Annotated in this window: 18 protein-coding genes and 2 pseudogenes; 9 read left to right on the top strand and 11 right to left on the bottom strand. The window is 39.7% G+C overall.

Going from position 1 to position 25,110, the window contains the following annotated elements; genetic code table 11:
- Nucleotides 1-190: 190 nt before the first annotated feature.
- The 5 genes from CRO21_RS12705 (at nt 191) to CRO21_RS12685 (ending at nt 7,258) form a co-directional block, all read left to right on the top strand.
- Entirely contained in the window at nt 191-2,572 is a 2,382-nt protein-coding gene (locus CRO21_RS12705) for a heavy metal translocating P-type ATPase (protein ID WP_097079692.1), read from the top strand.
- A gap of 14 nt (nt 2,573-2,586) precedes the next feature.
- Nucleotides 2,587-4,275, top strand: coding sequence for an ATP-binding cassette domain-containing protein (locus CRO21_RS12700; RefSeq protein WP_097079691.1), 1,689 nt, complete (start codon nt 2,587-2,589; stop codon nt 4,273-4,275).
- 79 nt (nt 4,276-4,354) lie between these two features.
- Nucleotides 4,355-4,564, top strand: coding sequence for a heavy-metal-associated domain-containing protein (locus CRO21_RS12695; protein ID WP_097079690.1), 210 nt, complete (start codon nt 4,355-4,357; stop codon nt 4,562-4,564).
- A gap of 210 nt (nt 4,565-4,774) precedes the next feature.
- Nucleotides 4,775-6,865, top strand: a complete 2,091-nt coding sequence (locus tag CRO21_RS12690; protein WP_097079689.1) for a M3 family metallopeptidase — start codon at nt 4,775-4,777, stop codon at nt 6,863-6,865.
- Nucleotides 6,866-7,006: 141 nt separating this feature from the next.
- Nucleotides 7,007-7,258 carry a DUF2164 domain-containing protein gene (locus CRO21_RS12685; protein ID WP_097079688.1) on the top strand — a complete coding sequence of 84 codons (252 nt, stop codon included), beginning with the start codon at nt 7,007-7,009 and terminating at the stop codon, nt 7,256-7,258.
- A gap of 334 nt (nt 7,259-7,592) precedes the next feature.
- On the opposite strand, the gene dosP is transcribed toward CRO21_RS12685, so the two are convergent.
- Nucleotides 7,593-11,120, bottom strand: a complete 3,528-nt coding sequence (gene dosP / locus CRO21_RS12680) for an oxygen-sensing cyclic-di-GMP phosphodiesterase DosP (RefSeq protein WP_097079687.1) — start codon at nt 11,118-11,120, stop codon at nt 7,593-7,595.
- A gap of 514 nt (nt 11,121-11,634) precedes the next feature.
- On the bottom strand, nt 11,635-12,498 hold the full coding sequence (locus CRO21_RS12675) for an ABC transporter substrate-binding protein (RefSeq protein WP_097079686.1): 864 nt from the start codon (nt 12,496-12,498) through the stop codon (nt 11,635-11,637).
- A 178-nt stretch (nt 12,499-12,676) separates the two neighbouring features.
- Here CRO21_RS12675 and CRO21_RS12670 point away from each other — a divergent pair, with 178 nt between their 5' ends.
- Nucleotides 12,677-13,399, top strand: coding sequence for a class II aldolase and adducin N-terminal domain-containing protein (locus CRO21_RS12670; RefSeq protein ID WP_097079685.1), 723 nt, complete (start codon nt 12,677-12,679; stop codon nt 13,397-13,399).
- Nucleotides 13,400-13,657: 258 nt separating this feature from the next.
- Here CRO21_RS12670 and CRO21_RS17935 read toward each other — a convergent pair whose 3' ends face one another.
- The 6 genes and pseudogenes from CRO21_RS17935 to CRO21_RS12645 form a co-directional block, all read right to left on the bottom strand.
- Entirely contained in the window at nt 13,658-14,380 is a 723-nt protein-coding gene (locus CRO21_RS17935; protein WP_228150450.1) for an amino acid ABC transporter ATP-binding protein, read from the bottom strand.
- Between the two features lie 138 nt (nt 14,381-14,518).
- Nucleotides 14,519-15,169, bottom strand: a pseudogene (locus tag CRO21_RS17930) (amino acid ABC transporter permease); the annotation flags it as partial.
- 163 nt (nt 15,170-15,332) lie between these two features.
- On the bottom strand, nt 15,333-16,469 hold the full coding sequence (gene argE / locus CRO21_RS12660) for an acetylornithine deacetylase (RefSeq protein WP_097079683.1): 1,137 nt from the start codon (nt 16,467-16,469) through the stop codon (nt 15,333-15,335).
- The gene (locus tag CRO21_RS12655; protein WP_097079682.1) at nt 16,469-17,440 is read right to left on the bottom strand and encodes a LysR family transcriptional regulator; all 972 of its coding nucleotides are present in this window, start codon (nt 17,438-17,440) and stop codon (nt 16,469-16,471) included. Before CRO21_RS12655 ends, argE begins: the two co-directional genes overlap by 1 nt.
- A 29-nt stretch (nt 17,441-17,469) precedes the next feature.
- Nucleotides 17,470-18,144, bottom strand: coding sequence for a DUF1028 domain-containing protein (locus CRO21_RS12650; RefSeq protein WP_097079681.1), 675 nt, complete (start codon nt 18,142-18,144; stop codon nt 17,470-17,472).
- 16 nt (nt 18,145-18,160) lie between these two features.
- Complete coding sequence (locus tag CRO21_RS12645; RefSeq protein ID WP_097079680.1) at nt 18,161-18,574, bottom strand: RidA family protein; 414 nt, start codon at nt 18,572-18,574, stop codon at nt 18,161-18,163.
- Nucleotides 18,575-18,872: 298 nt separating this feature from the next.
- Between CRO21_RS12645 and CRO21_RS12640 the strand changes: the two genes are divergently transcribed.
- From CRO21_RS12640 to CRO21_RS12630, 3 genes are all read left to right on the top strand, one after another.
- On the top strand, nt 18,873-20,117 hold the full coding sequence (locus tag CRO21_RS12640) for a flavin-containing monooxygenase (protein ID WP_097079679.1): 1,245 nt from the start codon (nt 18,873-18,875) through the stop codon (nt 20,115-20,117).
- Nucleotides 20,118-20,162: 45 nt separating this feature from the next.
- Nucleotides 20,163-21,311: a hypothetical protein gene (locus CRO21_RS12635; RefSeq protein ID WP_097079678.1), complete on the top strand. Its 1,149-nt coding sequence runs from the start codon at nt 20,163-20,165 to the stop codon at nt 21,309-21,311.
- A 209-nt stretch (nt 21,312-21,520) separates the two neighbouring features.
- A complete protein-coding gene (locus CRO21_RS12630; RefSeq protein ID WP_097079677.1) occupies nt 21,521-22,471 on the top strand; it encodes an NAD(P)-dependent oxidoreductase in 951 nt (316 codons plus the stop codon).
- A 428-nt stretch (nt 22,472-22,899) separates the two neighbouring features.
- On the opposite strand, the pseudogene CRO21_RS17845 reads toward CRO21_RS12630, so the two are convergent.
- The 3 genes and pseudogenes from CRO21_RS17845 to CRO21_RS12615 form a co-directional block, all read right to left on the bottom strand.
- Nucleotides 22,900-23,143 (bottom strand): annotated as a pseudogene (locus CRO21_RS17845) (AAA domain-containing protein); the annotation flags it as partial.
- 363 nt (nt 23,144-23,506) lie between these two features.
- Entirely contained in the window at nt 23,507-24,424 is a 918-nt protein-coding gene (gene mumR / locus CRO21_RS12620) for a LysR family transcriptional regulator MumR (protein WP_097079676.1), read from the bottom strand.
- 215 nt (nt 24,425-24,639) lie between these two features.
- Nucleotides 24,640-25,110: Glu/Leu/Phe/Val family dehydrogenase (locus CRO21_RS12615; RefSeq protein WP_409449484.1), on the bottom strand; the 471-nt coding region annotated here is incomplete at its 5' end.

The raw sequence follows: 25,110 nt of genomic DNA, 5'->3' as shown, positions 1-25,110 counted from the left end.
ATGTAAAGCAACTTTAAAATATATTTTTCATATAAATATATGAAAAAATAAAATTATATGAATTATATAATTGATTTTAATAAAATAAATTATCCATATAATTTTTATCGAAGATAAAATACCTTAATGGGGTATTTTAAAATATACCAACCATAGGTATTATTGGTTTAACAAAACAGAGCTATCAAATATGTCTAGTCTGCCCATTATTCAACAGTTTACACTGCCCATCACAGGGATGACTTGTGCTGCTTGTGCATCACGCATTGAAAAAGTCCTCAATCGTTTCCCTGATGTAAAAGCCAACGTTAGCTTTGCCAGTGAAAAGGCACAAATTGAATTACAAGGCACCACGACGACACAACAGATTATCGATAAAATTAAAAAGATTGGTTTCGATGTGCCTCAACAGCAACTTGAGTTGGAAATTGATGGTATGAGCTGTGTTGCTTGCGCCAATCGCATTGAAAAAGTATTAAACAAGCAGCAAGGTGTTCAGGCAAATGTCAACTTTAGTGCCGAGCGGGCCATCATTCATTTTCACCCCGGTTTGAATAACATAGATGAGCTGATACAAAAAATATCTCGGCTTGGATTTACAGCCCTTATTTTACAGGATAATAGTCGAGAACAAGCCAAACAACGTAAACAACAAGAATTCCGACATCTACGCAATTTATTTTTAATTGCTGCGCTATTCACTGCCCCTTTGATGATTGAAATGGTGGCGATGATGTTTGGTGTACATGGCGTTCTTCCCGTCTGGCTACAATGGTTACTGGCAACACCTGTACAGTTCTGGTGTGGGCGTCATTTTTATAGAAATGCTTATAACGCTTTACGTGGTGGTTCTGCCAATATGGATGTACTGGTGGTTTTAGGCACCAGTGCAGCTTATCTATATAGTAGCGTGGCAATATTAACGGGCGGCCTACATCAGCATGTTTACTTTGAAGCCAGTGCTGCAATTATCACCCTTGTATTACTCGGTAAATTACTAGAAGCACGCGCCAAAGCCAAAACAGGTGCAGCCATTGAAAGTTTACTTAATCTACAGCCACAAGTCGCTCATGTTGAGGTCGACGGACAGATCAAGGATGTCACTGTATCAGGTATGCAGCTTGGTGATATTTTTGTGGTGCGCCCGGGCGAAAGTATTCCTGTCGATGGAGTGATTATTGAAGGTATTTCTGAAATTAACGAATCTATGTTAACCGGTGAAAGCGTTCCGGTACATAAAAGTAAAAACGATAAAGTTTTTGCCGCAACCCTTAATCACAACGGTGCATTACGCGTTAGAGCAACAGGTCTTGGCAGCGATACGGCATTGGCCAAGATTATTCATCTGGTCGAGCAAGCGCAAGGATCAAAAGCCAATATTCAGCGTTTAGCCGACAAAATATCAGGAATCTTTGTGCCTGTAGTGGTCAGCATCAGTATTTTAACTTTATTGGCAACCTGGTTTTTCACCCAATCCTTTAGTACAGCATTGGTCAGTGCTGTAGCTGTACTAGTGATTGCCTGTCCTTGTGCCTTAGGATTAGCAACGCCTACAGCAATTATGGTCGGTACAGGTCAAGGTGCAAAAGCCGGAATTTTATTTCGCAATGCCGAAGCACTGGAACGAGCACAACAACTCAGCATCTTGGTGGTGGATAAAACAGGCACACTGACCGAAGGAAAACCTTCGGTAAATCATGTCATTACTTCGAATGCCAACACTGAAAATGAATTACTGGCGCTGGCATTGGGACTGGAACAGGACTCAGAACATCCTCTGGCACGAGCATTGGTGCAATATGCACAAGCAAAAAATATTCAAGCGATTGCAGTTGAACATTTTAAAGCCATTGTCGGACGCGGCCTGACCGCCAGTGTCAATGGTCAAACAGCATTATTGGGGTCACCACGCTTTTTAAATGAAGAACATATTCAGCTTGATCAAGCCTTGATTGAAGATCTGGAAAAACAAGGTAATACCGTCATTGCCGTAGCACTAGATGGGGTATTACAAGGCTATATTGGTTTTATGGATCAATTACGGCCCGATGCAGTAAGCACTGTCGCAGCATTACAAGATAAAGGCATTCAAGTCGTCATGCTGACTGGCGATAGTCCTCGGGTTGCCAAAGTGATTGCTGAAAAAGTCAGGGTTGATCATTTTATTGCCGGGGTATTACCTGAAGATAAAGCCGCAGAAATCCAGCGTTTAAAAACCCATGGCGGCATGATTGGCATGGTGGGTGACGGGATCAATGATGCACCTGCGCTTACGGTAGCAGATATTGGCTTTGCCATTGGTGCAGGTTCTGATATTGCATTGGATTCTGCCGATGTAGTGCTGATGCAAAGCCAATTGAGTGGCGTACTCAATGCCATTGATTTATCCAAATCGACCCTGCGCAAAGTCAAACAAAACTTATTCTTTGCTTTTATTTACAATACATTGGGTATTCCTCTGGCTGCTTTTGGTTTACTCAATCCTGTGGTTGCAGGCACGGCAATGGCCTTAAGCTCGGTATCTGTGCTGAGTAATTCATTATTATTACGTCGCTGGAAAGCCAAGTTTTAAATAAGGAATAAACCATGGCAAGCCCTGAATTGATCAACTTACCCACGTTTAAGCAATTCCGGCATACTTTAAAAGGCATTTATGAACTACTGAATACCCAACAGCGTCATAAACTTTTGTTTTCGGTATGTCTGGTGGCGCTTTCCTCCATCTTAAGTGCCAGTACCATCATTTTGCTGGCATGGATTCTGGAAGATACGCAGGCAGCAACTGTGGATATTCATTCAATTGTCTGGTTGATGCTGGCATTCGTGCTGGCCAAAGCATTCAGTCATTTGATTGGCTCAGTTCGCTGGCTGTTCTTTAATCCTGTTGCCTATGATGCCATGTATGGCCTTTCCATAAAAATTGCTGTGGCAGCTGCCAAACGTGCTGTCACCCTGCGAGGCCGTGAAGATGTCGGACAGGTCGGTGAGCTGCTGGGAAGGATGGCCAAGGCACAAACCGGTGCTATGGCAATTTTATATCAATTGTTGATTGGCTTGTTGCCAATTGTGATCGAGATTATTTTTGTCGGGATTGCGGTAGCGGTATTACTGGGTTGGCATGCACCGATTGTGATTGCACTTTCTGCACTGAGTTATGTGTTTTTTATGTTGCTGGGCCGTAATGCCGAAGCACGTGCTTTTGCTCAGGCAAATCTTAAGGATAATCAGGTGTCTAAAGCCTTGGCCGAATTGTCAGGCCATGCCCGCTTGATGGAAGAATATCAGGCACAAAGCTTTTTTAGCCAGCGTGTACAGACCGCAACGCAAATTTCGGTGGAAACCCATCGACAATTCTTCAAGATTAAAGTCTGGCGTGGTGCATTGGTGGCAACAGGTTTAATCATCACCTATGGTGTAGCCATGTCATATGCCTACTTTTTTATCCAGTCAGGCAATGGCGGTGTCGGTGCGGTATTTCTGGCAATTACTTTTGTGGATCGTATTTTATCGCCTTTAAATACTGTCACCGGTGCAATCTCCGGCATTCGTAGTGCCTTAATTGAACTCAAGGTCTGTGATGAACTGGGGATATTTTCCAAAACACAACCCAAAAATCATATTCAGCTACAGCACATCACTTCATCATTATCTATGGTGTTAAAAAATGGTGAACAACTCAGCTTTGATGCAGGTAATACAGTATTGGTTGGCGGTCATTCCGGTGCAGGAAAATCCAGTTTTTTATGTCAGATATATGAAGCGATTGCACATCATCAACCCTTACAGGTTGGACATTTATCCAACAACGAATTAAATAGTTGTGTTGCTGCACAACAGGTCTGTTATTTGTCCAATAGCACAGTGCTGATTCCCGGCACCATCAGGGACAATATTTTACTTGGCGCAGAGGACGTCTCTGAACAGACTTTATTACAGGTCTGGCAGGGGGTATGGGCCAGTTCCAGACAGCATCAGCACAGTTTGTCCCTCGAATTAAGTAGTGCAGATTTATCGGCAGGCGAACGCCAGCGTGTCTGCCTTGCCCGTGCCCTGCTGCGCCGACCTCAAGTATTAATTCTGGATGAAGCCAGTAATGGTCTGGATCTGGATGCCGAACAGGCGGTCTGGTGTTTTATCCGTGACTGGATACCAACTGCACTTATTTTTGTGGCAGCACATCGGGTGGATACCTTTAGTAATGCGGATTATCGCCTGACCATTGCCGAAGGACAAATTATGCATTATGAACAGAATGCAATGCTTCAAACCGTGTAAAAATCAATATCATGATGAAAAATAATGTTGTTTTTCATCTAATTTAACGATTCATGTTCAAAACCCAAGGAGTTATAAAATGTCATCTCTCGTATTAAATGTTCAAGGTATGTCTTGTGGTGGTTGCAGCGGTAAAGTTAAAAAAGCTGTAGAAGCCATTGATGGTGTAGATAAGGTTGATGTGGTACTGGAAACAGGTGCTGTGACCATTGACTATCATCAGCCAACACTACAGGCAGATCAGTTTAAAGAAATTATTGAAGATCTGGGCTTTGATGTGGTGAGCTAGGCGATAACGTCGCTGGATTAAAAGACTGTAAATCATCATGTGGGTGTAATGTCTCAAATTACACCCACTTTATGCAAAATTCAGCTTTCATCATTTTTGATCTTTTCAAACAAGAATAGCACTTATTTTTGTGCCTTGAGCACGTCTGCACAATATGATTTTAAGCTGAAAACTTAAATTAATTCATTGAATAATCAGGAAAAATAGAACATGAATCAATCTATCACCGAACCACAGTACAACACGCCCCCGGCAATACAGAATTTACCACTTGCCACCTTAACAGGTTTTGATTTCAAGCAACTTCGCCCAGAAGTTTTAGCCAGTCGTACCCAAGATGCCTTAGCACATGCTCAACACGCCTTAGATGCTTTTTCTATTCAGCAAGAACAATGGACCGCTGCACAAATCTTTGATTTACTAAAACAATTGGAATATGCAGAAAATGCCTTACAACAAATCTGGCGTGTGTTTTCCAACCTGAATAACATCACCAGCGGTGAGGAAATTCGCCATCAACATCAGATATTATTAAAACAACTCAGTGCTTTTTATACGCAGTACGGACAACAGCTGGGACTTTATCACGCACATTTAAGCTTACAGCAATCCAGCCTATTCCAACAATTAAGTCCTGCCGACCAAAGTGCAACGACTTTAGCCATTCGTAATTTTCAACTGACAGGCGTAAATCTGCCCGCTGAGAAAAAACAAAGGCTAGCAGACATCAATGCCAGACTTTCTGCACTGAGCTCACAATTTTCAGATCATGTTTTAGATGCTAGTCAAAGCTGGTATTTAATATTAAGCGAAGAACAACTTTCAGGATTACCTGAAAATACTGTGCAATTACTCAAACAGCTTGCCCAACAACGCATAACTAAGCATGCAGAAATTGATGAAAATAGTGCGATCGCCACGTTGGATATGCCGATCTATAATGCCATCGTGACGTATGCAGAAGATCGTCAATTAAGAGAAAATCTCTATACGGCATTATTTACCGTTGCTTCCGAACTGGGAGATACAGAATATGATAATACGCCTGTGATGGAGGAAATTTTACAATTACGGCATGAAAAAGCACAACTGCTCGGTTTTGAAAATTTTGCCGAATTATCCTTAGCCAGTAAAATGGCACCTTCGGTCGATGCCGTCAAAGCGTTTTTAAATGATCTGGCTGTCAAGGCTCGACCCGCTGCCGAAAAAGATCTGATTGAATTGCAGCAGATGGGACAACACTATGGCATTGAGCAAATCAAACCCTGGGATGTACCGTTCCTTGCGGAGAAGATCAAACAGCATAAATTTAATTTATCGGAAGAAGCTCTTAAACCTTATTTTCCGGCACCCACAGTGATTGCAGGCTTATTTAAAATTGCTGAACGTCTATATGGTATTCAGATTGAGCAAAAACAAAACTCAAGCTGGCATCCACAGGTGAATTATTACGAAATCAGCGAACAGGGGCAGATGATTGGTGGATTCTATTTGGATCTCTATGCACGTCCCCATAAAAAAGGTGGTGCATGGGAAACCGCAATCCGTAGTCGTATGCAAACCCGCGAAGGGTTACAACGGCCTATTGTTCTTATGATCGCCAACTTTAGCCCACCTGTCGCCGATCAACCAGCTCTACTGACACATGCTGAAATCAATGTCTTGTTTCATGAATTTGGACATGGCTTACATGATCTTTTAACCCAAGTGGATAATTTAAACGTTGCAGGAACGCAGAGCGTACAATGGGATGCCATTGAATTGCCCAGTCAGATCATGGAATTCTGGACATGGGATCAGCAAGCACTGGAATTATTTAGCCGTCATATCGAAACTGATGAGATTTTACCCGATCATTTATTGCAAGCCCTATTAAATAGCCGTTATTTTCAAACAGGTTTACAAACTCTACGCCAGATTGAATTTGCATTGTTTGATATTGAACTCTATAGCCAGCCAGTACCGCCCAATGCCCAGAAAATTCAACAGATTATGGATGACGTCCGACAACGGATTGCTTTGATTATTCCACCTGAATTTAATCGCTTTCAGCATGGCTTTAATCATATTTTTTCTGGTGGTTATGCCGCAGGCTATTATTCTTATAAATGGGCTGAAGTACTTGCCAGTGATGCCTTTGATCGTTTTGAACAGCATGGTATCTTTAATCCAGCGATTGGTCAGGCGTTTAGAAGCAATATTCTTGCAGTCGGTGCCAGTGTGGATGCCTTGACTGCATTTAAAAACTTTCGTGGTCGTGAACCCAAAATTGATGCAATGATCCGGCACAATGGCTGGTAAAGTGACAGATTAAGCCCCCCATGCTCACGCACATTACCAATAAATTTTTTATCAAGCCGATGTCATTGTTTTGCCCATGACATCAGCAAGTTACCCTACCCACAACGCCCATTCATTTAAAATAATTACTGAGAGAAAACAATGAGTAAATCAATCAAACTAAATCCTGAGGTAGAAGAAAAAATTATTCATCAAATTAAACTTTATTTTCGAGATGAATTGGATATGGAGTTAGGTCATTTCCAATCACAGTTCATATTGGAATTTTTTATGACGCAAATTAGCCCATATTTTTATAATCAGGCCATTGAGGACATCCATAAAATGTTATCTGAAAAATTTTTATATCTGGCTGATGACTTATATTTATTATCCAAAGAAGAAAAATATTAAAGATAAATTTTCTTTTTCTGGACTGTGATTTTATCTGCCCAGTTAAGCATCTCAATGATTAAAAAGTAATGTGGGTCACAGTATGCGCTCAGGTACTTACTTTTTACTCCATTGTAAGTACGTATAATATCTATAGGGGTTAATACATTTTAATTAAAAACGTGTTAAAAATTTGTGCAATACTCAAGTTCCCGCCATTCACTATAAATAAAGCATAAAACGTTAAAAACATAGAATAGTGTGCCAACAATCCCTTTTTGAACAATGGGAAAGAGTCTGTTAAATTTTTAATCAATCATCAAAGTAAATAACCAAAGCGATACCTATCCAAAAATTAATTCTCCCACCAACACCATCCGCCTTTGTCCTTCTTTTTAACTTGCAGTAAAGCTTCGTCAGCACGTCGTAAAAGCTCGTGCTTATCAGATGCTTGATCGGGATAGAAACATCCTCCAATACTCGCAGTAATACGCACCTCCACTTGTCCAAGGCTGATCGGTTGCTGCAATAAGGCCACAATACGGTCACAGATTCCAGCAACAATACCAAAATCATTTGGCGCAATCATCATGATACCAAATTCGTCGCCCCCTAGCCGACAAACCAGATCAACCTCTCGAACCGATTCCGTAAGTCTTTCTGCGACAACCCTTAAAACTTGGTCCCCCGCATCATGCCCATAGGTATCATTAATCAGCTTAAACCCATCCAAATCCACCATAAGGAAAGCCAGACGCCGACCACCCACTTGATGCTGATGCTCCTCTAACCATCGTTCCGTGAGTCCGCGACGATTCGCCAGACCAGTCAACGGATCAAGGAAAGCAAAGTTACGTAACATTTGTTGGTCACGTTTGTATTCGGTTATATCCTTAAAAATTGCGACTGCAAGTTGCTGTTCATGTAGAATCACACCACAATGCATCACTGGACGTATCTCACCATTACCAGTCCGTATCTCAATTTCAGTATCAGGAATCGCTGTCGTTCCCTCACCATCACCAGAGAAAAAATTGTTCCAGTGCGAACGAATCAATTTACGCTGATGCTCATGGATATATGCCTCATCAATCAACTGATCAGCCATACGAAAATAACCTGAAGGATAGTCAAACATGCTATAGAACGCATCATTACAATACTGAATTACACCACCTGGCAATGTGGCCCAAGACACCGCTATAGGCAGGGCACCAACGACGTCATATAACAATTTCGGTAAGCGCGGTGCTATTTGGCCCTTCATTTTTTTCAGTTGCTGCTCTATTTCCTTAGTGTTTTGACTCACAGTCAAATCTGGCTGTGAATCCATCTTATAGCGCGTAGCTCTCATCTCCCAAACCAAAAACCACTCCGTAAGATGATGTGCACTTATAGGACGTGAAAACAAATAACCTTGCATCACAGGACAGCCCAGCTCCCCTAGCATTATCCGCTGCTCTTCAGTTTCGACACCTTCAGCTACCACTGTCAAATCAAGACTGCGCCCAATACCAAGTACAGCCTCCACCAGAGATTGTAATCGTGGTTGCTGTAAGCTGTTTTCAATAAAGCTCCGGTCAATCTTGAGCTCAGTAACAGGTAAATTGGCAAGGTTAGAAAGGCAGGAATATCCTGTACCAAAATCATCAACAGAAAGTCCGACCCCGAGTGTACGAATCCGCTGCAACAGCGCAAGCGTTTCAGGGCTCAACCTCATCATCAGATTTTCTGTGATTTCAATGGTCAAACTTGCACCCGTTAATGAATATTCTTGTAACAAGCTGGCAATGAACTCGGGCAAATCCTTATTACGAAAGTTATATGGTGACAAATTCACCGAAACCCTAGGTATCTGTATATTCTGATGTTGCCATTCTGCCTTCTGACGACAGGCTTCTCGCAGAACCCAGCGACCAATCACTTCAATATCGCCCGTTTCTTCTGCAATACGGATAAACTTTTCTGGTGGTATCTCGCCAAGCTCTGGATCATGCCATCGTGCCATGGCTTCTACACCATACAAGCGGCCATTACTGTGCATCTGCGGCTGATATTGAAGATAAAAAGTACCATTGGTGATCGCCCGCTTTAACTTGACACCCAAAAGAAGACGCTGCCATGCCTCTTGATTCATTTCAGGGCTAAAAAACTTGAATGAACCACCTCCAGCCGCTTTCACTTCAAAAATAGCACTCTTAGCATTGGCAAGGAAAGTCTCTAGATCACACTCCCCTTCTTTAGAGTGGCTAATACCGATGCTGACCGTTAAATTTAAAATATGACCGGCAACTTCTACTGGTTCACCCATAATAGCTTGTATATATTCAGCAGTTGCAGTCGCACGATACACATCACAGTTTGCAATCACCAGGAAAAAGAAATCACTTTCAACCCGACATAAAAATTCGTCAGGTTTTAGCCGCTCCTGAAGTCGATTTGCGATTGTCAGTAGTACTTGATCACCGACCTTGTAGCCTAGAGTGCTATTGACATCCTTGAAGCGATCAATATCCAGCCCAATAAAGGCTATAGATTCTATACCGGAGGTCTGCAATTCACTCACGTGGTGATGTAAATAACTTCGATTAGGTAAGCCCGTCAAGGTATCAAACTGTACCAGTCGGGTCATCTGTCGCCTGTTTTCTTCCAACTCAATCGCAAGGATACATAAATGCTGACAGGCTTCAGCAATGCGCATATGAAATATATCGGGACTTCGTGGTGTACTAAAATAAAAGGCAAAAGTACATGCAACTATGCCATCACGCCGTTTAACTGGAAAGGACCAACATGCCTGCAACCCGTTTGACAAGGCCAACTGCCGATAGTCTTTCCAACAAGGGTCAGTCGAAATGTCATTGACCAGTACCGGCTCGCCTCGATAGGCTGCCGTACCACAACTGCCCACATTTTCCCCGATCTCCACGCCATCGAGTGCCTCACTGTAACCTGCTACCAATCCAGATGCAGCCCAAGGCCGTAATTTGTGTTCGCTATCTACCAATAAAATAGAGGGAATAACATCCGGAGCACTCTCCCGAACACGCTGACACAGGTAACTGCCCATGTCGGAAAATGAAAGATTGCTCACCAAAGCTTCCAACACATCATGCTCTAAGTTTCTGATCAAACGCTCTTCTGTCACATCAGACACCACATCAACCGAATGCCCAATCAATCTGGCAGGCGCATCCTCTTTAATCGGTGAACTTGAGATACGAATCCATGACTCACTCCCATCCTTACTTGTAATCTTTGCTTCTGCCTGAATCTTGGATTTCCCCCAAGGTAAACCAAGGAATGCATTTACTTCATCTTTCATCATTAGGGGACTGATAAAAATCGTAGTAGGATCTTGACCAATGATTTCATCTGCCTCATAACCATAATTTTCGGTGAATGCACGATTTACCTGAACAATTCTACGGTCCTGATCAAGGACAAGAATGGGAAGATCAGTGTGATTTGCAGCAGCCAGCAACGCGCTGTTTTGCTGACAGATATCCTCTTCTTTGCTTGCATCATACGCAAAGACCATATGATAAACTCGACCTGAAATGACTATACGTGACAATGAAATGCTCAAACATTGTTGCTTTCCATTTGGCTGATTAATCAAAATATCGTGTCTGGTTTCAGTACCTGTGAGTCCATCTTCCCAACAATCAGTATGAATGTGTAAACACAAGAACTCTGGCAGCAACTGCTGCAAGTTTAGTTTAAATGCCTCATCATGCTTATAGCCCCATAGTCTTTCAGCTGCCCCATTGAAAAAAATCACTTGATCATTCTCGTCAATGAGAATGGCAGCCAAGCATGACTGTTCCAAAGCAGAGCGTAATAGACTTCCGAGATCAGCACCAAGTCGTTCATCTTTCATAAATTCCCCTCAATACATCTGCCTGCAATAGCTCTTACTTAAAATGGCTACAAACTTGAAACTTATTATTTATTTTCAAAGGATTATATCTTCTCAACCACGACCCAAATATAGCAAATGTTTTTAAGAAAAAGATATCGATTCATCCGATACGAGGCTAAGCCAATTGATCACTCGCTAGTCGCACATATAAATTCATAATTATAGATTAACTTAATTTAAACACTTTTATTTAGATTAACATCTATTTATAGACATTTTTTCTCGAATAAATTATTCAGCAACAGGGGATTAGCATCATTGAATCAATCTATAAATAGAGCCAAAGTTACGTTAAATGATCTTTTCCATTAAACTCTATATCACATATTATGAGTCCATGCCTGCGTTCGCAGAGAATGGCGAATTAATTTTTATACTTAAAAAATTGGTTGTTTTTGATTTTTATAAGAAGTCGATTATAAGAATATAATGACTGGCCAAAAGAATCGTTCTTTTGACCAGCGTATCAAAATTATGATTTAGCCTGATCCATAAAGATTTTTATTTCTTCGTCAGTCGGGGCCTGTAAATCATATTTTTGGATTAAAGTGTCATATTCGCCAGATTGTTTTAGCTTTTGTAGTCCATCATTAATTAGATTATAGGTAACTGTATCGCCTTTACGTACAGCAATGCCGCCAATGAATGGAAAAAATGGTTCTGTCGAAGTAATTTCTACTTTGCCATTGAGTTTTTTGACAGTATTACGCGCCACACTGCTATCATCATATTGAGCATCGGCGGCTTTTGCCAATACAGCTTGCACTGCCTGTGGTGAGGTATCAAATTCACGAACAGTAATGGCTGCTTTACCTTTTGCAAGACAGCTTTCTTGGGAAATTTGATTCAGTTGATCCGGATATAATGAGCCTTTTTGTGTTGCAATAGTTTTCCCACATAAATCATCACGAACTTTGGGCTTATAGTTAGAATTACTGAGTACAGTCACCGATTCAGTAGATTTGAAATAAGGGACCATATCCACTTTTTTCAGACGTTCTGCTGTGATGTACATCCCGGAAATCACAGCATCAAATTTTTTGCCTTCTAAACCAGGAATTAAATTTGAAAACCGTGTATCTATAAAGTTTGCACTGGCAGAAGATTGCTGCAATATTCCATTCATTAAATCAATATCAAATCCACTTGGTTGATTATTTTCGATATATTCAAAAGGCGGAAAAGTCATATCTGAACCAATATTCATGACTTTTGCTTGAGTATTTGTTGAAGCATCACTGTTTTGGGTTGAAGAAGTGTCTTTATTACAGGCAGTTAAACCACCAGCGAGTAATAATGCTATAAATGGATAAAGAGAATATTTCATAATACGCATAGTAAGGATTCCGGTTAAATCATGTGATATTTGCTTGATATCTGTTATCAATAGTTATACTCAAGTTTTGAATGGAAAGTAATTTTGAAATTCCTATGTATGGTTATTAAAAATCCGATCCAGCATGAAGCCAAAAATCTATAGAATAAATTCAGTAAGTTCTTGAGAGTATACACCCGTGGATGAAAAACAAATCCGTATTGATTTAGCAGCATGTTTTCGGTTATTTGCCAAAATGGGGATGCATGAAGCTGTAGCCAATCATTTTAGTGCAGCAGTTTCAGAAGATGGTAGAAAGTTTTTACTTAATCCCAAATGGAAACATTTTTCCAGAATTAAAGCCAGTGATCTGATTTTAGTAGATGCAGACGATGTCAGTAGTTTTAATCGTGGTGAAATTGATCCAACAGCATGGGCAATCCATGGTCAAATCCATCGCCTAAGACCCGATGTGCGTGTAGTGTTACATTTACATCCCATATTTTCAACAGCGATTTCCTGCTTAAATCATCCAGAAATTATTCCCATTGATCAAAATACGGCACGTTATTTTAATCGGGTTGCTTATGATTCCCAATATGGGGGCATGGCTGATTCTAAAGCTGAAGGACAACGTCTTGCCAATATTTTACAAGATAAGAAACGCTTAATGATGGGCAATCATGGCATATTAATTGGTTCACATTCTATCGGCGTGGCTTTTGATGATATGTATACCATTGAACGTGCATGTCAGATCCTCACTACAGCCTATTCAACAGGTCAAACATTAAAAATTCTAAGCGATGACGTTGCCGAAAAAACAGCGCAAGATTGGGAAAAAATTGAAAATTTTAGTGAAGCACATTTTACTGAAATGAAATATTTATTGGCTGAGGAAGATCCTAGCTTTATGGATTAAGATTTTGTATCTGTCGTCCTAAAAAGCCTGATACTTATTTCAAGCAACCGCCAGATAAATTTTATCTGGCGTTTTATATTATCAATGCAATCACTGGCAATTATAATTTTCTATCAATACCACCATTTATGTCATATTCTGAATAGCTTTGGACACAGAAAATATGAATGATAATTTTAGAATGAGAACCACATAAAAAAGCAGAGTAAATAAAATTACCCTGCATCTTTAGCAAAACATCTATTTAATTTTAAATGCTTAATTCTTTTGAATAAAGTTTTGTAGGCGATTATTTTCAGATTTCAATAGATTATCCGGACTATCATTGGCAACAACATAACCATTTTCCATAAAGACTACCCGATCAGAAACTTTAAAAGCAAAGTTCATCTCATGGGTAACGATAATCATGGTCAACCCTTCCTTGGCCAATTCTTCAATCACTTTAAGTACTTCACTCACCAATTCCGGATCCAGTGCTGAAGTGGGCTCATCAAACAAAATCACTGATGGATGCATTGCCAATGCACGAGCAATGGCAACACGTTGCTGTTGTCCACCCGACAGTTGGTGAGGATATTTTTTAGCATGTTGCTTCATCCCCACTTTTTCCAGCATGGCCAACGCTGTGACTTTATTGGCCATTGGCGTATCCAACTGATGGTATTGCGGTGCCAACATTACATTTTCCAGAATGGTTTTATGGGGAAACAAGTTAAAACTCTGAAAGACCATCCCGACATGAATAATTTGTGATTTATATTGTACGGATTCATCAGTGATACTTTGATCTTTTAAAAATGGATGACCCAGTAGGTTAACGGTACCGTGATTGAGTTTTTCCAGACCATTTAAGGTGCGAATAAACGTCGTTTTTCCTGATCCAGATGGCCCAATAATGGAAATGACTTCTCCCCATTTCACATTCAGATTAATCCCTTTCAACACCTCATGATCGCCATAGGATTTATGAATATCAATGGCTTCGAGTGCATATTGACCATGTTGTTCCGAAATAATTTCCTTGCGTTTTGAAATGGAGGCATTGGAAATATCTGACAGAAGAGGATCGTTCTCCTGAAGTAACCCGGGCGTTTTACGGCTTACATCCATGCGTTTTTCCAGCCAGTTCATCAGCCATCCAAAGACAGTAACAATCAGCACATAGTAAAATGCCACTGCCAGCATGGTTTCCATGACCAAAAAGTTTTGTGTATACAGGCGTTGACCGACCAATAAAATCTCAGTCAGGGAGATCACTGAAACCAGTGATGTGAGTTTTACAATAGTGACATATTCATTGCCTAAGGTTGGTAACGCAATCCGTAAAGCTTGTGGAATAACAATCAGACGTTGAATGCCTGTATATTTAAGACCGAGCGCTTTACCCGCCTCTATTTGGCCCTTGGCAATGGAATTTAAACCGCCCCGGTGAATTTCGGCAATATAGGCCGCCTCACTTAATGCCATGGCCAGCAAACCGGAAATAAACGGTGAAGCCAACAAAACACTGCTCGATGGATAAATTTGTGGCAGATTATAGATAAATACCAATAAGACCAATAAGGGTAAACTTCTAAAAAACCAAATATAAAGACTGCTACCTTTAGATAGAATCTTAAATTTTGATTGCTTTGCCAATGCTAGCACAAAACCAAATACAATCCCTAAAACCCATACCAGAACACTGAGTTCAATGACTGTAAGTGTGGCCTTCCAAAAATCATGATTGGTTAATAAACTGAATGCGTAAGCCCAATTGAACTCCATTCAAACCTCCAAAATCTGTAAAATTTTTACTTATTATTTTTATAGCGGATTTGCTTTTAATAAGTAATTTCTAAATCGTGATGTAGCCATGTGGAAAATATGAATCTAAAAAATATGAACAAAAAAATGGTTTAGGTTGGGATGATAATGGCCTAAAACACTTTTATTGCAGGCTTTGCAGCAGTTTATGCAAAAATACATCGCATTGTATTAACTGATTAATTTCTACAAACTCATCAGGTTTATGTGCCACTGTAATTGAACCGGGACCACACACAAGGACTGGACAATGTAATTGATTGGCAAATAAGCCACCTTCTGTACCAAAGGAAATTTTACCTGTCTGGGTATTTTCTGGCAGTAAGCTTTGCATAAATTTAACGGCTTGAACGGTTGGCGAGGTTAATAAGCCGGGATATTGATTGACTTCTTCAATATGAACAAATTTTTTAAACCTATCCAGAGCAGGATGTTGTTGAATTTTTTCCTGAATTTGATCACTGCTGTCCTGTGCAATATTCCTGATTTCATAATCGACAATACATTCATTGGGAACAATATTTAAGGCTTTACCACCTTCAATTTTGCCAATATGAAGTGTGGAATATGGCACATCATAATCACTATCCTGTTCACCTGCTTGGGCAATGTGTTGCTGGGTATCAACAATTGAATTGATCAATGCATTGGCCACATGAATAGCATTGGTAAATTGTGGTGCAAGCGCAGAATGTCCTTCCTGTCCTGTGCACATGGCTTTAAATACTGCTTTACCTTTATGTCCCGTTGCAATTTGCATTAAGGTAGGCTCGCCAATGACACAACAAATGGGTGGAATCATATATTCTGACAAATGCTGTAAAATCTCTCGTACACCAATACAGCCAATTTCTTCATCATAGGACAGGCATAGATGTAACGGTTTACTCAGGATTTGCGTGCTGGCATGTAACATCACATTTAAAGCACAGGCGATAAACCCTTTCATATCAGCGCAACCACGTCCATAAATTTTACCGTCTTTTTCCAGCGCAACAAATGGATCACTATGCCAGTCCTGACCCTCAACAGGCACCACATCGGTATGCCCCGAGAGTAAAATGCCTGATACATCTTTAGGGCCAATACTGGCAAATAAGCAGGCTTTGCTCTTTTCTGGATTGAATTGCAGTCTTACCTCAATACCATGATCTTCCAGCAATTGTTTTACAAAATAAATAAGTTCCAGATTACTTTTGTATGAAGTGGTGTCAAAAGCAATCAGTTGTTTAAGTAGCATTGTACTTTGAAGATCAGACATTATTCGTCTTCCTTTGTACGAATATGTGGGTCATAAAAATGTGGTGCCCCCATACCCGGAATATATTGATCAGAAATAAAGGCCCGACAACGACTAATAAATGCCTGAGCAACCGTATTGAGAACGACATTTTTTGCAGTGACCAAACCGATATGCATTGGACGCTGTTCGCCTGAAATTCTCACACGTACCAATCGTTTCCCATCTAAGGAATAATTAATTTTTGGTCGAACATTTAAAATGCTATAGCCAATATTATTGGCAACCATGGCACGAACCACTTCCGAATTTTTGGAAGTTTTAATGATTTGTGGATTCAAATTTCTATTTTTGAATAATGAAATAAAATAATCGTTACTGTAAGGCATATCCAGTAAAATCATTGGATAAGCTGCCAGCTCTTCCATCGTCACTGCGGGTGCATGTGCCAAAGGATGTTCTTCACTAAATAATGCATAGGGCGGTAACGATGCCAATGATTCAAAATGGAGTAAATTTTCATCAATATTAAGATCATATGTTAAAACCACATCCAGCACATTCCGCAATAAACCATTAATCAAAATTTCCTGATCACCCTCACAGACATCCAGATCAACACTTTTATATAAATTACTAAATCCATGAATAATTTCTGCATACAACATCGGTGCAAATGCAGTAAAACAGCCCAGTTTTAATGGACCACGGATCGAACCTGAGAAGTTAGCTGCCAATGAATATAGGCTGCCAGCCTGTGATAAAATTTGCTGGCATTCTTTCATCACTTGTTCGCCAATATTGGTCAGAATCAATCCCTTGGCATGTTGCCGAATAAATAATTGAACCTGAAGTTCTGATTCAATATGTGCAATTGCAGCAGAAATTGAGGGTGAAGATACATGAATTTTTTCTGAGGCAATAATAATGCTGCCACTTTCTGCGGTGGCAACAAAATATTCCATCTGGCGTAGCGAAATACGATTTAACACGTTTGATTATTCCATTGAGTTACTGCAAATTATGGATCACCTGGAACGCCGTAACTTGGTGAGGAGGATGGATTCAGGGCACGTAACACATAATCCTCAACTTGTGGTTGATAAATTTTCCATATGTTGTAGAGCTCTCCGATTGGATCAGATTCAGACCAATCGACACGTAAATCTACAATAGGCCACTGAACTTTGTCCACGACCAGTATACCAGCTGAATGAACACTGCCCGCCTCTCCACCTGCGGTAAGACCTGCCTGCATGGCGAGTAATAACCGTTCGGCTAAACATCCCTGACTTTGCTCAAAGGCCTCACACATGGTTTGTGGAACATCTGGATTTGCCAGTAAATTACCTGCGCAGGCAACCTGCTGACCTGTATGGGCCTGATAAATACCCAATGTTTTTTCCCCGCTATACGCAGCAACCTGACCTTGCATATTGAGTACAAGTAATTGACGATATTCAATAAAATCTGTATTAGATACCAGTTCCTGAATCGCATCATTTGGGGAGACATCATACTTGATTAAATCAAGCAGAATATTCGCCAAATGCGGATCCGTAATATTCTGACTTGCTGCCACGCCTACACCAGCCTTGGCACGAATACAACGTGAGGCAACTGCGGGTGAGGAAGAACTCACGGCAGCGCCCAATTGTCCCGTGGTTTTACAACGTGCCACAATGGAAAATGTCATACACTTCTCCTGAGGATTAGTCTGTAATCACAGCAGTCGCATCAATTTCAACCAGCCATTCCGGACGTGCCAGTGCAGACACTACAATCCCTGTCGAAACAGGGAAAACCCCTTTAAGCCACTTTCCAACGACACGGTAAACGTCTTCACGGTAACGCGGATCAATAATATAAATGGTAATTTTGCAAATATCCTGTAATTCACCACCCGCTTCTTTAAGAAGCATATCAATATTATACATCGCTTGTTCTGCCTGACCTTTGGCATCCCCAATACAGACATTTTCGGAAGTATCAAGATTTTGCCCGATTTGCCCACGTAGAAAAACGGTAGAGCCACGCGCCACAACCACCTGACACAAGTCATTATCAAGATTTTGTTCTGGGTAAGTTTCTTTGGTATTAAAGGTACGAATACGAGTATGTTTCATGTTGCGATCCTGTGTTTTATTACACTTTCTAGTATGCGGATCCCATTTCTCAACTCAATTTCTATTTTCCTTGCTTCTAATTCAGATAATCCGTACTAAAAACTCAATTTAATAAAAGTTGCTCACATTCCGAGCGATTCGTTTTTTTTGATTCACTCCTTTTGGATATGCGATTTTCATTTTTTTAAACAACTTTCTAAGATCAAAACAACATATTTATGGCCTGCTCTGTTAAAGAGAATATATTTTGCAATGCAAGCCTGAAGCTTATAGATCAATCAAGAATTTAGGATTAATCATGAATTTACCAGAACAAATAGATACGGTGGTGATCGGTGGTGGTCAGGCAGGCGTAGCCATGAGTGAACATCTTGGCACATTAGGCATTGCACATGTGGTCCTAGAGAAAGCCAGAATTGCGGAAGCATGGCGTAGCAGACGCTGGGATTCACTGGTCGCAAATGGACCATGCTGGCATGATCGTTTTCCAGGCATGGAGTTTTCTGCGACACCGGAAAGTTTTGTACATCATGATCAGGTTGCAGATTATTTTGAAGCTTATGCAAAAAAAATTAATGCGCCGATTTATACCGAAGTAGAAGTTCTGAAAGTCAGCAAGAAAGAACAATCTTTGACTTATCAAATCGAAACGTCACAAGGAAAAATTGAGGCACAGCGTGTCGTCATTGCCACCGGGCCTTTTCAAAAAGCAATGATTCCGGCAATTGCACCCAAAGATGAAAAATTGTACCAAATTCATTCAGACCAATATAAAAATCCTGAGCAGCTACCGGAAGGCAATGTATTGGTAATTGGTGCAGGATCTTCGGGAGTGCAGATTGCTGACGAATTAAATCGTGCTGGCAAACAAGTATTTTTATCTGTTGGCAAACATGAACGTCCACCCCGTCGTTATCGTGGTCGGGATAATGTTTGGTGGTTGGGCGTGCTTGGTGGCTGGGAAGCAGAAAAACCAGATAATGGTCCTCTCAAAGGCTTTGCTGTCAGCGGTGCACAGGGCGGCCACACTGTAGATTTTAAAAAGCTTGCACAACAAGGCATTACCTTACTTGGCATGACTAAAGCATTTGATGATGGAAAAGTCAGTTTTCAGGCGGACTTGGCAGATAATATTCATCAGGGAGAAGAAAATTATTTAAAACTTCTGGATGAGGCAGATGCATTTATTGCCAATAGTGGACTGGATTTGCCCGAAGATCCCGAAGCACGAATCTTACTTGATGACCCTGAATGTGTAAAAAATCTTATTCTGGAACTTGATCTGGCACAGCAAAATATCACCAGTATTATTTGGGCATCAGGCTTTGGTTATGATTATGACTGGCTTGAACTAGATATCTTTGATGACAATAAAAAACCAAAACATAAGCAAGGTATTACCAATCAAGCAGGTATTTACTTTCTAGGTTTACCTTATCTGACTGGTCGGGGTTCCAGTTTTATCTGGGGAGTCTGGCATGATGCGAAACACATTGCCGACCACATCAATATCAAACGCAAATATATGGACTATACGCCTTAATCATTAAAAATTAAGCATAAAGTCATTTTTAGAGGAAATTTTAATATGCAATATCGTTTAGTAAAAACATTATCCATCACAATGTTTGCTTTGGGTGGATTCAATGCAGCACAAGCCGATGCATTAACCATCGGAGATGAAACAACAGCCAAAGGTGCATTAACCTTATCAGGTTTCTTACGTGCAAAATATCAGGATAAAAGTTGGTCAGATAATGATCATAAACTAACCTTTGACGCCGCAAAAATCAATCTGGATTATCAATCGCCAAAATTATTTGGGCATATTGAATATCGTTGCTATCAATTTGATAAATTATGTGATTTCTCCTCATTAGTCGATGGCTATCTGGGGTACAACATGAACCAGACGGACAATATTACCTTAGGTTTACAACCTGTGCCATTTGGTCCTGGACGCTTCTGGGAAAGTAACTGGTATGGTGGCATCGTGACGCAATTTGGTCTTGAAGATGTACACAACCTTGGGGTGAAATATCATTTCCAGCCATTTAAAGCGACCAATATTGATCTGGCTTATTTTGCCAAAGATGGTGGTAAATATGGATCAAGTGCCGATGCCAGCCGTTACACAGCCAACTATGTTGAATCTTTAGATGAAAAAAATATGTGGATTGCACGTATTTCCAGAGATTTAAAATTATCTGAAGATGATAAATTATCCGCAAAATTGGGAGGTGCTTATTGGTATTCGGATATCGATAATGATGCTACGCAGTTAACTGGTAATCGCAAAGCATGGACCTTATTTTCTACCATTTCTTATGAAAATCTAGCATTCACTTTAACTGGCGGTAAAAACAAAGTGGATAATAAAGATGCTATTAACCCAGATATATCGACCGTGGGTTCCTTTAAAGACAATTACGAGATTGCAAATAAAGGGACTTTTTATACCGCAGACATCAGCTATGCCTTTAAAAACATAGAAAAGATTGGCACGATTACACCTTATGCCATGTACAGTACCTACCAAAAAGATGCGGAAGGATTTAAAGATTCAAGCCGTAGTATTTTGGGTGTATCTGTAGATCACAAACAACTCACTTTTGTCGCAGAATATATTATCGGCAAAAATGACTTTAACATTGGTGGCACAACAGCCTCTTATGCTGTTGGTGATGATAGTGGCACGAATAAATTGTTTAACTTACAAGCAATTTATAATTTTTAATTGCACGGGCACCAAGATATAACTCATTGAAATAGTGCTATTTTAAAAAATACAATATTGTGATGAGTCATACAAATCCTTAAATTAACAATTCATTTGGTAAAATGCACAAATGAATTGTTTTGATCTTCCTGTTATTTATACTGAAAATTAGAATTCTTGTAGAGCGTGTTGAGATTTTATCTTTACCATGAAAAATGAGAAAAATTATGGCGATTTTAAAAGTTACCTGTGTCGAAAAAAATATATTATTGGATAAAAAATTCCATTTTGACTTTCCTTGTATATACAAGGAGTATCATCAATTATCTCAACAGGAATTTTATCAACAGGTATATGATCAGGATGTACTGGTTGTAAATGACCTAGTTGTAGATGAAATAGTCCTAGACCATAATCCCACACTCAAACTGGTCGCCTTATGTTCTACAGGATTCGATCATATCAATATTCCATTATTACGCCAAAATGGTGTAAAAGTGGCGAATATCCGAGGTTATGCTGGAGATGCTGTCGCTGAACATGCGTTCATGCTGATGATTAATTTGTTTAAAAATATGAATTCACAACTTAGCTCAGTTCTAACGGGAAAATGGAGTAATAGCCCAACTTCCTATTACTTATCTGCTTCCATAAGAGAGCTTAACAACAAAAATTTAGTGATCTTGGGAAAAGGAGAAATCGGTTTATCTTTAGCTAAAAAAGCAAAAGCTTTTGGCATGCATGTATATTTTAGTGAACGAAAAAATGCCCTTACTTGTCGGCAAGGGTATATTCCTTTTAATCAAGCCATCAAAATTGCTGATGTATTGTCGTTACATTGCGAATTAAATCATCACACCAAAGGAATGATTGATCTAGAGGTTATCCAACAAATGAAGTCATCCAGCATATTAATCAATGCAGGCCGTGGAGGGCTAATTGATGAATATAGTTTGGCGCATGCGCTTAAAAATAATGATATTGCAGGTTTTGGTGCTGATGTATTATCAGAAGAACCGCCAGCAACGGAACATATCCTGCTTAACCTCCAGCATCCAAATGTCATGATTACGCCACATATTGCTTGGGCAACAGAAGAAGCTCAAGACAGATTATTTGATATTTTACAGGATAATATCAATTCAAATATTCATGGTGTTGCTAAAAATTTAATCTAGTAGACTTTGAAATAATCTTTATCAAGAGAACGATTATTATCACTTGAACTTAAATTAAAACTCGCAACCTTGGCAATAGTCACCTACATTTTATAATTCTTAGATGTGGAAAAATCCAGAAGATGCTCTTACTTCTTATATGACAACACCAGTGGACTTTATTTTCAATAACTCAATGCTGAAGAATCAGCGAGCCTCCCTTATAGCTCATGCTGTGAATGATACTATGTGCTGGTAAGTAAATCCTGATATTACTGTGAGCAGTATTGGCTTCCTGTTTCGGTAATTTATTTTACAAGTACAACACATTTTGAATTGAGTCAAAAATTCGATATTAAAAGTATTCATTCAAAACCACACGATTCCTCAAATCATCTAAATTAAAGTTACAACTCAATCATTATACTTATTGTACTACTAAATTGTTTTCACCAGATGTGTTTAGCCAATGTTGAAAAATAGTTCATTTTAGACCAAGTATGAATATTACCGATAACATACAAACGACTTTTATCTCGTGTCATAGCAACATTTAATAGATTTGGACTCGAGGAAGCGCAGGTTCTAGCTTCCTCCCCAATACGATCTTTCGCTTTACCTAATACTAAAAAACACGATATCGGCCTCTTTGCCCTGAAAAGCATGTACAGTGCCACATTCAATACCGAGTATCTGATGACGTTGGCCAATGCATGATAGGCAAATTAGCAGCACAAACAAGATTTCCCATTACTTCATGATTTTTTTAAAATATCTATTCGTTGATGATGAATAAGAGACGGTCCAAGATATGTTGATATTCTCTCATTGGGGATACTTTACCTAAAAATTCACGCTGGAAAGATACCAATAAAATCAAGGGCGTTGATATGAATAAAATTGATGCCCAAATGGAAGATATTAAAAATCGCTTTGAGGAGGCAGCATCTTAAATAAGATTAAAAGAGGCTACCAAACAACTCCTGATATAGTTAAAAATCACCGTAATATCTCAATTATTTAGACATATTACAGTTCTCTATATGAAAAATTAGACTAGTTGATAATATCGAGTTTTTCATTCAATTTTTTCATGGCTTTTTCTGAAGTAATAACTGCCAAATCGGTAAGTTTTTCCTTTAATGCAACATTATTGCCTTGGGTATAAATCGCAGTGAAATGAAATTTTTGCAATTGTATAGGCGTATTTAAAATCTCCAATCGACCATCCAATATTTCTTTTATTGCTGTTAATGTGGGAACAACTGCAATACCTAAGCCCTGCTCTGCAATCCGCAATAAAGTAACCAATGAATAACTCGTAATCGAAAGCGGTTCATCAATATTTTTTTCTTTCATTTTGGCTCTAAGTTCTTTATAGGGATAAGTAATACGAGGATAAGTCAAAATTGTATTAGACATAAGATCCTTAAGAGACATTTGCCCTATACCGCCTTTAAATAATGGTGAAGCCAAAAAACTCAGTTCAAAATCACATAACGAACGTTCAATACATTCAAAAGGCAAGGTTGGCCCAAGTAAAAAAGCCATATCCAACTTGCCGGTACGAACACCTTCTTGTAAATTCGGCGTTAAACTCACGATAATTTCAACAGAAACCTTTGGAAACTCTTGCCGCACTTTTTCTATATATTCTACCAACCAGGTATGGACAATTGTTTCAGATACACCCAGACGAATTGTTCCTGTCAGATATTGACTTTCGGTTAGTTCTGCAACTAAGTCTCCTTCCAATCGCATGAATTTTTCAGCATATTTAAATAAAATGTTTCCCTTGGACGTCGCTTTGAGTTGACGAGAGTTACGATCAAGAATTTTAAAGCCTAATTCATTTTCAATCGCAGTAATCTTTTGAGAAATCGCAGGTTGCGTGGTTTGCAGTTTACTCGCAGCTTTATTAAAACTATTTAATGTCAATACCCAGTAGAATGCTTCAAGATTTTTAAGGTTCATGCCGATTACCAATTTTTTAAAGAAAATGATGAATTACACACGTTCTTAAAACTTTACTTTTACATTCGAGAGCATCAGTTTTGTATAAAATCACTACATTTCCCGTCATGCCATAAAGCAATTATACGACCAGTTCAGATATCGATTGAATAAAGCAGAAACAGTTACACTTTGGCATAGCCATAATTGTAACTGTCCTTCCACCATCACAAGCATTATCCCGGAAATACACCACGTTCTTTACGTGCGGTCAGAATACGGCGACATGCAAGAATATAGGCAGCGGTACGCAGTGAACAAAGATGTTGATTGGCCATGTTCCAGACATCATCCACCACTTGAACCATGAGTTTATCCAGTCGTTGGTTGATTTCTTCTTCACTCCAGAAGAAACTTGCCATATCCTGCACCCATTCAAAATAACTGACAGTTACACCACCCGAATTGCACACCACATCTGGCACCACAATAATATTTCTTTGCGTCAGGATATCATCGGCCTCAATATAGGTTGGACCGTTGGCACCTTCAAGGATTAATTTTGCCTTGATGTTTTGTGCTCTTTCAACAGTGATCTGCCCTTCCAGTGCCGCAGGAATAAAAATATCCATGTCCGTGGTCCAAAAATCATCATTACTGATGACTTGTGCACCTTCAAATCCTGCTACACCCGCAGCATGTTGTAG

The sequence above is a fragment of the Acinetobacter puyangensis genome (assembly GCF_900096995.1).
In the GTDB taxonomy this organism is placed as follows: domain Bacteria; phylum Pseudomonadota; class Gammaproteobacteria; order Pseudomonadales; family Moraxellaceae; genus Acinetobacter; species Acinetobacter puyangensis.
Note: the sequence above shows the minus strand (reverse complement) of the source record. Positions and strands in the feature narration are given on the sequence as shown.